The organism is Allobosea sp. GW821-FHT03A12, assembly GCF_058986765.1.
Genome location: NZ_JBYSVZ010000003.1, coordinates 1,310,369 through 1,322,851 on the forward strand (window position 1 = coordinate 1,310,369; position 12,483 = coordinate 1,322,851).

Consider the following 12,483-nt stretch of genomic DNA (forward strand, 5'->3'; position numbering starts at 1 on the left):
GGTCTCGTTTGGGACCAGAGTAAGCGCGCCGCCATGGCTAGCGCTAGAACAGGCTGCCCTGTGCATCGTCGGGGCCGCCCCGACGGGAACGCATGGCGGGCTTTGGAGCGGGGACCGGTTCCGAAGCCGGATCGAACGGCTCCTGTACCTTCGGCCCATCATTGGCGACCTTGTTCACGCTCGCGCCCAGCCGGAACATCTCGAAGAAATCGTCGGGTGGCGGACGCATCAGCCTCTGCACGGTGGCCGACTCGGCCATGGGATCGAGCCAGGCGTCGAACGCCTCGGGTGGCACGACGACCGGCGAGCGATGGTGGATCGCCGCCATCTGCCCGTTCGCCGGGCCGGTGACGATCGCGACCGTGTCGATCTCGGAGCCGTCCTGACCGTGCCAGGTTTCCCACAAGGCCGCGAAGGCAAAGAAGCCCTGATCCGGCTTGCGGAAGAGATAGGGTCGGTTCTCCTGCTGGCGGCCTTCGCCGAGGCGATGCCATTCGTAGAAGCCGTCCGCCGGCATCAGGCAGCGCCGGCGGGTGAGGGCGGCGCGGAAGGACGGCTTCTCGCTGGCGCTCTCGCTGCGGACATTGATGACCAAAGGATAGTCCTTGGGATCCTTGACCCAGCCGGGGATGAAGCCCCAGCGCATCAGGATGAACTGGCGTCGGCCCTCGTCGATGCGCACCACCGGCACCGGCTGCGTCGGCGCGATATTGTAGCGCGGCGGGAAATTCGGCTGCTCGCGATAGGCGAAGGCTTCGCGCATCGCCTCAGGCGGCAAGGTAATGGCATAGCGACCACACATCGTCGGATGTCTTCCGTCTTATCGTGACCGGATCAAGACTTTGTTTGCGGTTGGCACAGCATAGTCGCAGCGCTTCGGGGCCTTTCATGTCTGCTTCCGCGACCGAGACATCACCGACCGCGGCGGGCTGGACAGCTCCGCAGCTTTCGACCGACTACCTCAACCGGCACAGCGAGGCGCTGATGCTGCTGGAGATGGTGCCGGTCGACCGCGAGATCGTCGGCGACCTCAAGGCTTGGCGCGCCGTCGGCTATTTCGAGCATTTCGCGGGCTCGCCGTTGCGTTGCGCCGGCGAGGCGATGGCAGCCTATCGCGGGCTCGGTCAGCGCGAGGCCCAGAGCTTCGATGCACTCTGCGCCGCCATGGACCGCCTGATCTATACGGCGACGGCGCTGCTCGACGAGATGCCGGCCGAGGAAGACCCGGGACTGATCGTCGATGTCGCCAGCCTGTCGCTGCGTCGCCTGATCGCCCGCGCCACCGCCTTTATCAACGCAAATGGCCAGGGTGAGGCGGCTTATATCGACCCCGGTGCCGTGCAGGCCGATATCGATGCCGTGATGGCGAGCTAGGCTGTTCGCTCGCCGCCGAGCAGGAATTCGCGATTGCCGTCGCCGCCCTCGATCGGGGAGGGGATGAGCCCGCTAACGGCAAAGCCGAGGCCGGCGGCGACGTCCGATATCTCCGCGCAGATCTGCTGCTGCAGCGCCTCGTCGCGCAGCACGCCCTTCTTCAACGCCGAGCGCTTGGTCTCGAATTGCGGCTTGACCAGCGCGACCAGCCGCGCTTTCGGAGCGAGCAGCGTAGCCACCGCCGGCAGCACCAGCTTCAGCGAGATGAAGCTGACATCGATCACGGCAAGCGCCGGCACCTCCCCGAACAGGCCAGCGTCGAGCGTGCGGATGTCCTGGCTCTCCAGGCTGGTCAGGCGCGGATTCCCGTGCAGGCTCTCATGCAGTTGCGCTTGGCCGACATCGACCGCGTAGACATGTGTCGCGCCACGCCGGAGCAGCACGTCGCTGAAGCCGCCTGTCGAGGCGCCGACATCGAGGCAGGTCAGCCCGGCCGGATCGAAGCCGAAGGCATCGAGGGCCGCGGCGAGCTTCACCCCGCCGCGCGAGACGTAGGGATGCGCCGCCTGCGCCTCGATTGCCGCCGTATCCGGAACGGTCTCCGAGGCCTTGCGCAGCACGACGCCGTCGGCGCGAACGAGACCGGCAGCGATCGCGGCCTGCGCCCGCGCCCGACTCTCGAACAGGCCGCGCTCGACCAGCAGTAGGTCGGCGCGGACCCGGCGCGGCAGGCCGGCGGTCATATGTCAGGCGCGGCGGGCGGCGCTGGCCGGCCCGAGCGCCTTTTCGACGGTGCGCACGATCCCGGCGGCGTCGAGCCCGGCCTGCGCGTACATCACCTCGGGCTTGTTATGGTCCTGGAAGATGTCGGGCAGCACGAGGCTGCGGATCTTCAGCCCGCGATCGAGCGCGCCCTCGCGCGCCAGCAATTGCAGCGCATGGCTGCCGAAGCCGCCGACCGAGCCTTCCTCGACCGTGACCAGCACCTCATGCTCCCTGGCGAGGCGCAGGATCATCTCTTCGTCGAGCGGCTTGGCGAAACGGGCATCGGCGACGGTGGTCGAAAGCCCGCGCTGGCCGAGCTGCTCGGCGGCGGCAAGGCATTCGGCGAGGCGCGTGCCAAGCGAGAGCAGGGCGACCTGCGTGCCCTGCTTGACGATGCGGCCCTTGCCGATCTCGAGCGGCACGCCATGCTGGGGCATCTCGACCCCGACGCCTTCGCCGCGCGGATAGCGGAAGGCGATCGGGCCGGCATCATAGGCGGCTGCGGTCGCGACCATATGGGTGAGCTCGGCCTCGTCGGCGGCGGCCATCACCACCATGTCGGGCAGGCAGGCGAGATAGGCGATGTCGAAGGCCCCGGCATGGGTCGCGCCATCGGCGCCGACCAGCCCGGCCCGGTCGAGCGCGAAGCGCACCGGCAACTTCTGGATGGCGACGTCGTGCACGACCTGGTCATAGGCGCGCTGCAGGAAGGTCGAGTAGATCGCGCAGAATGGTTTGAAGCCTTCGGTGGCGAGACCTGCGGCGAAAGTCACCGCATGCTGCTCGGCGATGCCGACATCGAAGGTTCGGCCCGGGAACTCCTTGCCGAAGGCGTCGAGTCCGGTGCCCGACGGCATGGCGGCGGTGACGGCGACGATCTTCTCGTCTTCGCGCGCCGCCTTGATCAGGGCGTTGGCGAAGACATTGGTGTAGCTCGGCGCATTCGCCGGCGCCTTGGCCTGCTGGCCGGTGACGGGGTCGAACTTGACGACGCCGTGGTACTTGTCGGCGCTGGCCTCGGCCGGGGCGTAGCCCTTGCCCTTCTGCGTCACAACATGGACCAGGATCGGCCCGGTCTCGGCGTCGCGCACATTGCGCAGTACCGGCAGCAGATGGTCGAGATTGTGCCCATCGATCGGGCCGACATAGTAGAAGCCGAGCTCCTCGAAGAGCGTGCCGCCGGTCCAGAAGCCGCGGGCATATTCCTCGGTGCGCTTCGCCTTCTCATGGAAGAAACGCGGCAGCCTCTCGGCGAGATACTTCGCGACCTCGCGCAGCGAGCGATAGGTCCGGCCGGAGACGAGGCGGGCGAGATAGGCCGACATCGCGCCGACCGGCGGCGCGATCGACATGTCGTTGTCGTTGAGGATGACGATCAGCCGCGAGCCGGTCGCGCCGGCATTGTTCATCGCTTCATAGGCCATGCCGGCCGACATGGCGCCGTCGCCGATCACTGCAATGACGTTATTCTTGCCGCCGGCGAGATCGCGACCGACCGCCATGCCGAGCCCGGCCGAGATCGAGGTCGAGGAATGGGCGGCGCCGAACGGGTCGTATTCGCTTTCCGCGCGCCTGGTGAAGCCGGAAAGCCCGCCCGGCTGGCGCAGCGTGCGGATTTCCGAGCGGCGGCCGGTCAAGATCTTGTGCGGATAGGCCTGGTGGCCGACATCCCAGATCACCCGGTCGCGCGGCGTGTCGAAGACATGGTGCAGGGCGACGGTGAGCTCAACCACGCCAAGGCCCGCGCCGAGATGGCCGCCGGTGACCGAGACGGCGTCGATCGTCTCGGCCCGAAGCTCGTCGGCGAGCTGGCGCAGCTGCGCATCGTCGAGCCGGCGCAGAGCGGCCGGATCGGGAACCTTGTCGAGGAGCGGAGTGTTGGGGCGAGGCACGAGGCTGTCGGATCCTTCGCTGGGACGATCTGGAAATAGAGCCTGCGTGGCGCGCTGGCAAACCGGAGTTGGAAGTCGCGCGCCATCGCGGCGAGCGTAATGCTTCCCACGAAACGGGTGGTTCCCATGCCGGCGGGGCTTTTTAGTGTCCTCTCCACTGCTTCCGAGGACTTGAGGTCATGCAACCGGCCGATACCACCCCCTTGCCGACGGCATTTCGCCGCATCGGCTGGTCCAATCTCCTTGCCCAGTTCTCGGAGCAGATCGCCTTGGCCGCGGCGCCGTTGGCCGCCGTTCTGCTGCTGGCGGCGGGGCCGGCCGAGACCGGCTGGCTGCAGACGGCGCAGACCTTGCCCTTTCTCCTGCTCTCGATTCCGGCGGGCCTGATGGTCGACCGCGCCTCGCGGCGCCGGCTCATGGTCGGCACGGAAGTGCTGCGCGCGGTGTCGCTGCTGGCGATCCCGCTGCTGCTCGCTCTGGGCAGCCTCAACCTGACCTGGCTGGGCCTTCTCGGTGCGCTCGGCGCCGTCGGCACGGTCTGCTACAGCGTCGCCGCCCCGGCCTTCGTGCCGTCGGTGGTACCGCGCGCGCGGCTCGCGGACGCCAATCGCTGGCTGGAGCTGGCGCGCAGCGCCGCCTATGCCGGCGGGCCGGCGCTCGGTGGGGCGCTCGTCGGCTGGATCGGCATCTCGACGGCCTATGGCCTGGCTGCCGGGCTCTCGATTTTCGCCGCGCTCCTGCTCGCCGGCCTGCCGAAGGATGAGGCGCCGTCCGGCCCGCGGCGCGATCTGCTGCATGATCTCAAGGAAGGCGCGCGTTTCGTCGCCGGCCACGATCTGCTCAGGCCGATCCTGATGACGGCGGTCTTCTTCAACGTCTCCTGGTTCGTCTTCCAGGCGATCTATGTCGCCTACGCCGTCCAGAATCTCGGCCTCACCGCGACGCAGGTCGGCATCACCCTGGGCATCTACGGCGCGGGGATGATCGTCGGCGCCGCTCTCGCGTCCCATGTCGCCCGGCGGGTCTCGTTCGGGACCCTGATCCTGCTCGGGCCGTTTGCCGGCCTCTGTGCAGCCGGCGTGATGCTCGCGACGCTCTGGTTTCCCTCCATCTATCTGGTCGCAGCGAGCTTCTTCCTGTTCGGCGTCGGGCCGATCATCTGGTCGATCTCGACGATGACATTGCGCCAGGCGGTTACGCCCAATGCGATGCTCGGCCGCGTCTCTGCCCTGATCATGACGGCGACCTTCGGCGCACGTCCGGTGGGGGCCGCGATCGGCGCCACCGTGGCGGCCCATCTCGGCATCGCCGCCTGCCTGCAGCTCGCGACGGCAGGCTTCCTGATCCAGTTGCTCGTCATCGGCTTCTCACGGGTGCCGCGCCTGCGCGACCTCTCCGAGCTCGCCTGAGAAGGGAGTTCAACCGCGGCCAGAGGCCGGCGCCGGCCGCGTCGCCAGCAGCACGCCGGCGACGATGAACGCTATCGAGATACCCTCCGCCACCGTCGGAACTTCGCTGAGGAAGGCGATGGCGAGCAGCGAGGCGATGACCGGCACCAGCGCGATCATCGCCGCGGCAGCCGAGGCGCCGAGCAGCGTCACGGCGCGGTTGAAGCTGATCAGCGCGACGATGCTCATCAGCACGCCCTGATAGAAGCCCTGGACTGCGATCTCGGCTATCGGAGCCTGCCCGAGATTGCCGATGCCGAGGACGAGATAGAGGGGAACGAAGATCACGCCCGACCAGAAGCAGATCAGCGCCGCCGACTGCATCGGGTTGAGGCCGCTGCCGCGCAGGAGCAGCGTGTAGCCCGCCCACATTGCCGCTGCCAGCGCCAGGAAGCCGAGCCCGAGCAGGCTCGGCGCAGCCCCGACGCTGGAGGCCGTAGCGATCAGCCCGCAGAGCCCCGCGGCGATGGCGGCATATCCGACGAGCCGGATCTTGCCGGGCGGCTGGCGCAGCAGCAGCCAGCCGAGCAGTCCGGCGAAGACCGGCATCAGGGTCGGCGTCACCGAGGCCGCGCGCCCGGCCGAGGTCATCTGCACGCCGAGCGCGACCAGGGCCGCGAAGGGCGCGCCCCAGAGGACGCTGAAGACGAAGCCGTTGCGCCAGGCGCGCGGCGGCAGGCCGCGCAGCAGGACCGATGCCAGCAGGATCGCGCCGATGCCGTAGCGCAGCGCGGTCAGGTCCCAGACATTGAGCATGCGGGTGACGCTGAAGCGCGTGACCACGAACCAGCCGGCGAAGATCGAGACCGTCAGCGCCGCCCAGAGAAAGCCGATCAGCCGCTTGCGCGAGGAGCGCGCGCCATCCGTCGCATCCGGCGTGGTGCCGGAGGGGCTATCGGGAGATTCGGCGGGCATGTCGGTGCGCTCAGCGCTCCGGCAGCGGGATGAACTCCTCCTCGTCACCGGGGACGGTGTCGAAGCGGCCGGTCTTCCACTCCTGTTTGGCCTGGTCGATCCGTTCCTTCGAGGACGACACGAAATTCCACCAGATATGGCGCGGCCCGTCCATCGGCTCGCCGCCGATCAGCATCAGCCGGCTCTGGTCGATGCCGAGGATCGAGATCCGGTCGCCCGGCTTGAAGATCAGCAGCTGGCCGGCGCCGAACTCGTCGCCGGCGATGTCGATCTTGCCGGAGACGATGTAGACGGCGCGCTCGTGATAGTCGGGATCGAGCGGCAGGATCGCACCCGGCGCCAGCACCGCCTCGGCATAGAGCGTGTCCCAGGGGAATTTCACCGGCGAGGTCTCGCCGAAGACCGAGCCCATGATCAGGCTGACGCGCTTGCCCTCGCCGACGATGCGCGGCAGCTCGGGCGCTGCATGGTGGATGAATTCCGGCGCGACTTCCTCGTGCGTCTTCGGCAAGGCGAGCCAGGTCTGGATGCCGTAGAGCTTGGGCGCCTTCATCCGCTCTTCCGGCGCGGTCCGCTCGGAATGGACGATGCCGCGCCCGGCCGTCATCAGGTTGACCGCGCCGGGGCGGATCGGCAGCGCCGTGCCGAGCGAATCGCGATGCATGATCTCGCCGTCGAAGAGATAGGTGACGGTGGACAGCCCGATATGCGGATGCGGGCGCACATCGATACCCTCGCCGAGCAGGAACTCGGCCGGGCCCATCTGGTCGAAGAAGATGAAGGGGCCGACCATCTTGCGGCCGATCGACGGCAGGGCCCGGCGGACCGAGAAGCCGCCGAGATCATGCGCGCGCGGCACGATAACCTGTTCGAGCGCTTCGCAGGAGCGGGTATCGCCCGCGACCGGGTCATGATCGGGCAGTTGCGACATGCGATGTCCTCCTGTGAGGAGGCGAGACTGGCCCCGGATGCTGTGTACGGCAAGAGCACGACCGGCCGCAGCGGCCTCGACGCGACGCATGGAAGAAATTATCGATAATTCATGGCCAGCGAAAAATCAGAGACCTTGCCGGTCCGCATCAGCCGCGTCCTTGCCGAGCGGATCATCTCCGGGCAGATCGAGCCGGGGGCCCGGCTGCGGCAGGACCATGTCGCGGCCGAGTTCGGCGCCAGCCATGTTCCGGTGCGCGAGGCCTTCCAGCGGCTGGAGGCGCAGGGACTTGCGGTCAGCGAGCCGCGCCGCGGCGTGCGCGTCGCCGCCTTCGACCTGCGCGAGGTCCGCGAGGTCGCCGAGATGCGCGCGGCGCTGGAGGTGCTGGCGCTGCGCCATGCCGGCCCGCATTTGACGCGCGCGATCCTCGACGAGGCCGAGGAAGCCACCCGCGCCGGTGACAATTCGCCGGATGTCCGCGCCTGGGAGGAGGCGAATCGGCGCTTCCATCGCCTGATCGTCACGCCCTGCGCCATGCCGCGTTTGCTCGCGGCGATCGATGATCTCCACGCCGCCAGCGCCCGCTTCCTGTTCTCGGCCTGGCGCTCGGACTGGGAGGCGCGCACCGATCACGACCATCGCGCCATCCTCTCGGCGCTGCGCGCCGGCCAGGTCGACGAGGCTGCGGCGATCCTCGCCCGCCATGTCCAGTGGATCGGCTCCAAGCCGGTACGCACGGCTGCCGGCGGCATGCGGGACGTGTTCGCGATCCAGGGCTGAACCCAAGGCCAGTTGGTCAGCGAGCATGGTTCCGGCGCATCTGTGCGGCGATGCGCTCACGCGTGATCGTGCAGGGCGCACTTGCAATCCCGGCGTGCCTGTGGACTCTAAGATAGATCAAGTCTCAAAATTATCTATAATTCTGGAACCGACGGAGACAGAACCATGAGCGACCTCAGCTACGCCACGCCGACCCGATTCAGCCCGCTCGGCCTGCAGGCGCGCCCGGCCCATATCAAGGCTGCCGCCGTCCTGCTCGGCACACTGGTGCTGGCGATCGCCTCGCAGATCAGCGTGCCGATGCTGCCGGTGCCGATGACGATGCAGACGCTCGCGGTGATGCTGATCGGTGCGCTCTATGGCTGGCGGCTCGGCGCGCTCACCGTTCTCGCCTGGCTCGGTGAGGCGGCGCTCGGCCTGCCGGTGCTCGCCAACGGAAGCGGCGGCTTGGCGCCCTTCATGGGCCCGACTGCTGGCTATCTCGCCTCCTTCCCGTTCGTCGCTGTCCTGGTCGGCTGGCTGGCCGAGCGCGGCTGGAACGGCAGCCGGCCGGCTTTCGCCTTCACCGCGATGCTGCTCGGCCACGCGCTCTGCCTGGCCCTCGGTGGCCTCTGGCTCGCGAAGCTGATCGGGCCGGAGAAGGCGATGCTCGCCGGCGTCGTGCCGTTCCTGCTTGGCTCGCTGGTCAAGTCGGGCCTGGGGGCAGCGATCCTGACGGCGCTCGCGCGCCGCACGAACAAGACCGAGCAGGCGTGATTTGGAGCAGGCTGGCGGCGCTCAGTCCGCCGGCCTGACGCTCGCCATGATGGCACGGCCGGCCTGATGGCGCTCGCTGCCGGTCTCGCAGGTCTTGCAGATCATGCCGAGATAGCGCCCGTCGATCACGGTCTCGGCGAACAGCCCGGATTTGTAGTTGTGGCGGGCGTCGGTCTCGATCATCCACCAGTCGCGCGTCCCTAGTGATACGCGCTCCAGTGGCTGCAGCACCTGCGCGTCCTTGCTGGTGCTGCGTAAGACCGCGCGGATGCGGAAATAGCGGTCCATCGGTGCAGTATAGAGCGAGGTGAGCCGGGCGGCGTCATCTGCGCCGGCGACGGGCTGAGGCCGCATCAGGATCGTGCAGGTCTCCTGCGTCCGCTTGCAGGCCGGCGTTTCGCAGACGAGTTGAATGCGGGTGCGCCCATCTTTTCCGGTTTCGCCCTCGACGGCGCCGTCGACCCGCCAGCCCTGCGGCAGGTCGAGCATGAGGCCATCCGGCAGTGGCAGGGGCTCGGCGCCCGCGGGGCCGGCCAGCAACGCGCCGCCGAGCAGGGCGATGCAAAGCGCGATATCGCGGCGTCCGGTCATGCGGTCTCTCCGGAGCGGCCGATATGCGTTGCCGCCAGCCGATCGAAGAGCTGCATCTGGTCGGAATTGAGGACGCGCGCCGGCAGCAGCAGTGGATCGCCGCGGCGCAGGATGGCGAAGATGTGCCCGCCGCGCCGCTCGATGCCAGTGAACGCCGCCCAGTCATAGCTGTTCTCGAGGCCGTGCTGCCGCCCCGTGACGCCCCCGGCCGAGATCAGGACCCGGACCTCGTCGTCGCTCACCCGCTGGTGCAGGGTCTTGGCGATGCTTCTGGCGTTGAGGCGCATGAACAGCGGCGCCGCGACGTGGCCGAGCAGAATGAGGCCGCAGAGCCCGGTTGTGATCGGCCAGAATGTCTTGACTGCCATCTCGGCGAAGAGCGGCAGGGCGAATTCGAACGGCACGCGATCGGGATCGATGCTCCACAGGATCAGCATCACCACCGGCACCAGCAGCACGGCGAAAAACAGACCGAACGCCGTCCGGCGCAGCAGGCGGCTCCGCGGCCAGAACCGCTCCTGCTGGCGAATGATCGCGGCCGTGCGATCCTCGGGTGTCAGATGGAAGCGCAGATCGAGATGGACTCCGTCAGCCGGGAGCGCCGCCAATTGCTCCGATGGGGTGGCGTCCGACAGCTTGGGCTGGCCGACACAAAACCGCGCCCAATCCTGCAGCTGCGCCTGCTGTTCGGACGAGAGATCGCGCTTCGGCAGGGCGATGAGCTCGTCGGCGCCGTCGATCTCGATGAAGAGGTGCTCGGGGCCCTCGGCTAGCCGGCGCAGGCGCCAGGCCGGGATATGGCTTCGATGGTGGGGCTCGCTGCTGTCGAGCCCCGCTTCATGCAGGCGATGGCTGCATGGCGTCGGAGCGTCCAGGCCCTCGTTCCGATACCAGCGTCGCAGGCGATGGCGCGTGGAGGCGCCGAAGAAGGCGCAGGCGATGCCGCCCGCCAGAGCGAAGGTTGCCAGCAGAATGCCGGTCGGGCCGGCGAGCGAGTCGAGAAAATTGCGCCCCATCAGGGCGAAGTCGCCGCGGCCGCGGCCGCCCCAGGAGGTCGAGAGCTGTCCGACCACGATCAGCAGCAGCGCGATGCCGGTGAAGATCAGGACGTTGCGCCGCCGCGTCGCGATCAGGTCGCGATAGAGATGCATCGCGCCGGCGACGCGGTCCTCGCCGGTGAGCGAGATCGCAAGGTCGAGCGGCGGCGGGGGTGTGAGCGGCCGGCTCGCTATGGAAGGCGTGGTCCGCATCCCGCGGCGCGCCGGCTGCGCTCCTAGTTCCCGACGTCGAGCGGCTGGGTGCCGGTCGGCTTGCCGTCGGCGCCGAGGGTGATCTTCTCGATGCGCGCCTCGGCCTGCTTCAGCAGCGCATCGCAGCGCGCCTTCAACGCTTCGCCGCGGGTGTAGATGTCGATCGATTCTTCGAGCGCGACATCGCCGCGTTCGAGCCGGGCGACGATGCCTTCCAGCTCCTTCAGGGCCGCCTCGAAGGGCAGGCCGGCGACATCGGCATTGGTCTTGGCGTCGGTCACGGGAGTGATTCCTGTTCGGCGGCCGTTATCGGCTCTGAGGCCGGCTCTCGCAACCCCGGCGCTCACATCGCGGATCACATCGGCAGTGACGACGTCTTCTTGATGGTGCGCAGCGTCAGCGTCGACTGCACCCGGGTGACGCCTGGCAATTGCGTGATGATGTCGGTGTGGATGCGCTCGAAATCGGCGCTGTCGCGGTAGATCACCCGCATCAGGTAGTCGTGTGCGCCCGCGAGCAGATGGCATTCGAGGATCTCGGGCAGGTCCTGCACTGCCTTCTCGAAGCTCTCCAGCGAGGCGCGGCCCTGCTGGTCGAGCGTGACGAAGACGAAGGCGGTGCCGGGGAAGCCGGCGATGCGCTCATCGAGCATCATCACATAGCCGCGGATCAGCCCGCTCTCCTCGAGCTGGCGCACGCGGCGCAGGCAGGCCGAGGGCGAGAGGTGGACCTTGTCGGCCAGGTCCGAATTGGTGATCCGGCCATCCTTCTGGAGGATGCGCAGGATCGTCCTGTCGCGGGAATCGAGTTCGATCTGCATCGCTGGAGCGTCGTCCCGTGGGCCGGCGCGGCCTCAAGGCTGCCGCCGGAGAGCGCAGATGCTTCTGCGCAAAAAGCGCGTTTGGCAAGCATGATCTTGCGCGCAGGTCCGCTTCGCCCGCATGGCGGCGCTGCCGCGGCGCCCTGGGCCGCAGGATCGTGCAGCGCAGCATCCGGATTTTTCCAGTCGTGATCGACGCGTAGAGGCTTGCGGTCGAGGGCGTCCGCCAAGCGGCTCTGGTCGCACGCGCAAAAATGTTTACAACTAAACTATCTTCTTCGGGACACTGCCATGAATCTCTGGTTCCGCCTGATCTGGCTGTTGCTGACGCGGCCCTTCCAGCCGAAGCTGAAGCCGCCTTTCGAGGCCTCGGTCCTGCCCTTCCGGGTCTGGTTCCACGATCTCGACACCAGCCTGCACATGAACAATGCGCGCTATTGGGGGCTGATGGATCTCGGCCGCGCCGACCTGATGCTGCGCAGCGGCCTGTGGCGGGCGATCCTGCGTCATGGCTGGGTGCCGGTGGTCAATTGCGGCACGATCCGCTTTCGCCGCGAGCTCCGCCTGTTCCGGGCGCTCAGGTTGGAGACGCGGCTGCTGTGCTGGAGCGAGGGCTGGGTCGTGATCCAGCACCGCATTCTCGCTGATGGACGTGACGGACAGGAGATCGTCGCTGCGGTCGCGCTGGTGCGGGCGGCGCTCTACGACCGCAAGGGCAAGGCCTATGTGCCGGCGGCGCGGCTGTTCGCCGAGATGGGCGTCATCGCGGAAAGCCCGGAGCCGAGTTCTGAGGTCGCGGCTTTCCTTGCTGCCGAGGATGCGCTGCGGCAGGCCGGGGCGGCGGGGCAGGGGGCTGCAGAGCCGTAAAGCCAGCGTCATTCTCGGGCGGAGCGAAGCGCAGGCCCGAGAATCTCATGACCAGGAGGCGCTGGCCGGGGCCTCCTCCGGCTCGAGATGCTCG

General features: G+C 68.2%; 14 protein-coding genes. 5 read left to right on the forward strand and 9 right to left on the reverse strand.

The window, feature by feature from the left end:
- Positions 1 to 43: 43 nt before the first annotated feature.
- Positions 44 to 802 carry an SOS response-associated peptidase gene (locus AC3WLC_RS13795; protein ID WP_493684464.1) on the reverse strand — a complete coding sequence of 253 codons (759 nt, stop codon included), beginning with the start codon at positions 800 to 802 and terminating at the stop codon, positions 44 to 46.
- 86 nt (positions 803 to 888) lie between these two features.
- Here AC3WLC_RS13795 and AC3WLC_RS13800 point away from each other — a divergent pair, with 86 nt between their 5' ends.
- Positions 889 to 1,374 (forward strand): hypothetical protein, encoded by a 486-nt coding sequence (locus AC3WLC_RS13800; RefSeq protein WP_493684465.1) that lies wholly within the window; start codon positions 889 to 891, stop codon positions 1,372 to 1,374.
- Here AC3WLC_RS13800 and AC3WLC_RS13805 read toward each other — a convergent pair.
- Both AC3WLC_RS13805 and dxs read right to left on the reverse strand, forming a co-directional pair.
- Positions 1,371 to 2,117 (reverse strand): TlyA family RNA methyltransferase, encoded by a 747-nt coding sequence (locus tag AC3WLC_RS13805; RefSeq protein ID WP_493684466.1) that lies wholly within the window; start codon positions 2,115 to 2,117, stop codon positions 1,371 to 1,373. The two genes, AC3WLC_RS13800 and AC3WLC_RS13805, sit on opposite strands and share 4 nt — an antisense overlap.
- A 3-nt stretch (positions 2,118 to 2,120) precedes the next feature.
- Positions 2,121 to 4,031, reverse strand: coding sequence for a 1-deoxy-D-xylulose-5-phosphate synthase (gene dxs, locus AC3WLC_RS13810; RefSeq protein WP_493684467.1), 1,911 nt, complete (start codon positions 4,029 to 4,031; stop codon positions 2,121 to 2,123).
- 179 nt (positions 4,032 to 4,210) lie between these two features.
- On the opposite strand from dxs, the gene AC3WLC_RS13815 reads away from it, so the two are divergent.
- A complete protein-coding gene (locus tag AC3WLC_RS13815; protein WP_493684468.1) occupies positions 4,211 to 5,440 on the forward strand; it encodes an MFS transporter in 1,230 nt (409 codons plus the stop codon).
- A gap of 9 nt (positions 5,441 to 5,449) precedes the next feature.
- Here the strand turns inward: AC3WLC_RS13815 and AC3WLC_RS13820 are convergent, their stop codons facing one another.
- Both AC3WLC_RS13820 and AC3WLC_RS13825 read right to left on the reverse strand, forming a co-directional pair.
- Positions 5,450 to 6,394 carry a DMT family transporter gene (locus AC3WLC_RS13820; RefSeq protein ID WP_493684469.1) on the reverse strand — a complete coding sequence of 315 codons (945 nt, stop codon included), beginning with the start codon at positions 6,392 to 6,394 and terminating at the stop codon, positions 5,450 to 5,452.
- 10 nt (positions 6,395 to 6,404) lie between these two features.
- On the reverse strand, positions 6,405 to 7,325 hold the full coding sequence (locus AC3WLC_RS13825; RefSeq protein WP_493684470.1) for a pirin family protein: 921 nt from the start codon (positions 7,323 to 7,325) through the stop codon (positions 6,405 to 6,407).
- A 111-nt stretch (positions 7,326 to 7,436) separates the two neighbouring features.
- Here AC3WLC_RS13825 and AC3WLC_RS13830 point away from each other — a divergent pair, with 111 nt between their 5' ends.
- Both AC3WLC_RS13830 and AC3WLC_RS13835 read left to right on the forward strand, forming a co-directional pair.
- Positions 7,437 to 8,105 (forward strand): GntR family transcriptional regulator, encoded by a 669-nt coding sequence (locus AC3WLC_RS13830; protein WP_493684471.1) that lies wholly within the window; start codon positions 7,437 to 7,439, stop codon positions 8,103 to 8,105.
- Between the two features lie 165 nt (positions 8,106 to 8,270).
- A complete protein-coding gene (locus AC3WLC_RS13835; protein WP_493684472.1) occupies positions 8,271 to 8,861 on the forward strand; it encodes a biotin transporter BioY in 591 nt (196 codons plus the stop codon).
- A 21-nt stretch (positions 8,862 to 8,882) separates the two neighbouring features.
- On the opposite strand, the gene AC3WLC_RS13840 is transcribed toward AC3WLC_RS13835, so the two are convergent.
- The 4 genes from AC3WLC_RS13840 to AC3WLC_RS13855 all read right to left on the reverse strand — a co-directional run bounded on the left by AC3WLC_RS13840 (position 8,883) and on the right by AC3WLC_RS13855 (position 11,522).
- On the reverse strand, positions 8,883 to 9,452 hold the full coding sequence (locus AC3WLC_RS13840) for a hypothetical protein (protein ID WP_493684473.1): 570 nt from the start codon (positions 9,450 to 9,452) through the stop codon (positions 8,883 to 8,885).
- Positions 9,449 to 10,702, reverse strand: a complete 1,254-nt coding sequence (locus AC3WLC_RS13845; protein ID WP_493684474.1) for a YcxB family protein — start codon at positions 10,700 to 10,702, stop codon at positions 9,449 to 9,451. The genes AC3WLC_RS13840 and AC3WLC_RS13845 overlap by 4 nt, the downstream gene beginning before the upstream one ends.
- Before the next feature lie 23 nt (positions 10,703 to 10,725).
- Positions 10,726 to 10,983: an exodeoxyribonuclease VII small subunit gene (locus AC3WLC_RS13850; RefSeq protein ID WP_057187566.1), complete on the reverse strand. Its 258-nt coding sequence runs from the start codon at positions 10,981 to 10,983 to the stop codon at positions 10,726 to 10,728.
- Positions 10,984 to 11,057: 74 nt separating this feature from the next.
- Positions 11,058 to 11,522, reverse strand: coding sequence for an Lrp/AsnC family transcriptional regulator (locus tag AC3WLC_RS13855; protein WP_291677675.1), 465 nt, complete (start codon positions 11,520 to 11,522; stop codon positions 11,058 to 11,060).
- Between the two features lie 291 nt (positions 11,523 to 11,813).
- Between AC3WLC_RS13855 and AC3WLC_RS13860 the strand changes: the two genes are divergently transcribed.
- Positions 11,814 to 12,389 (forward strand): thioesterase family protein, encoded by a 576-nt coding sequence (locus AC3WLC_RS13860; protein ID WP_493684475.1) that lies wholly within the window; start codon positions 11,814 to 11,816, stop codon positions 12,387 to 12,389.
- Positions 12,390 to 12,483 lie beyond the last annotated feature (94 nt).

What these genes read in the sequence shown, in the direction of transcription:
- AC3WLC_RS13815 (WP_493684468.1), top strand. Translation starts at nt 4,211, where the DNA reads ATGCAACCGGCCGATACCACCCCCTTGCCGACGGCATTTCGCCGCATC.
- AC3WLC_RS13830 (WP_493684471.1), top strand. Translation starts at nt 7,437, where the DNA reads ATGGCCAGCGAAAAATCAGAGACCTTGCCGGTCCGCATCAGCCGCGTC.
- AC3WLC_RS13825 (WP_493684470.1), bottom strand. Translation starts at nt 7,325, where the DNA reads ATGTCGCAACTGCCCGATCATGACCCGGTCGCGGGCGATACCCGCTCC.
- AC3WLC_RS13840 (WP_493684473.1), bottom strand. Translation starts at nt 9,452, where the DNA reads ATGACCGGACGCCGCGATATCGCGCTTTGCATCGCCCTGCTCGGCGGC.
- AC3WLC_RS13860 (WP_493684475.1), top strand. Translation starts at nt 11,814, where the DNA reads ATGAATCTCTGGTTCCGCCTGATCTGGCTGTTGCTGACGCGGCCCTTC.
- AC3WLC_RS13835 (WP_493684472.1), top strand. Translation starts at nt 8,271, where the DNA reads ATGAGCGACCTCAGCTACGCCACGCCGACCCGATTCAGCCCGCTCGGC.
- AC3WLC_RS13820 (WP_493684469.1), bottom strand. Translation starts at nt 6,394, where the DNA reads ATGCCCGCCGAATCTCCCGATAGCCCCTCCGGCACCACGCCGGATGCG.
- AC3WLC_RS13845 (WP_493684474.1), bottom strand. Translation starts at nt 10,702, where the DNA reads ATGCGGACCACGCCTTCCATAGCGAGCCGGCCGCTCACACCCCCGCCG.
- AC3WLC_RS13800 (WP_493684465.1), top strand. Translation starts at nt 889, where the DNA reads ATGTCTGCTTCCGCGACCGAGACATCACCGACCGCGGCGGGCTGGACA.
- AC3WLC_RS13805 (WP_493684466.1), bottom strand. Translation starts at nt 2,117, where the DNA reads ATGACCGCCGGCCTGCCGCGCCGGGTCCGCGCCGACCTACTGCTGGTC.
- AC3WLC_RS13855 (WP_291677675.1), bottom strand. Translation starts at nt 11,522, where the DNA reads ATGCAGATCGAACTCGATTCCCGCGACAGGACGATCCTGCGCATCCTC.
- AC3WLC_RS13795 (WP_493684464.1), bottom strand. Translation starts at nt 802, where the DNA reads ATGTGTGGTCGCTATGCCATTACCTTGCCGCCTGAGGCGATGCGCGAA.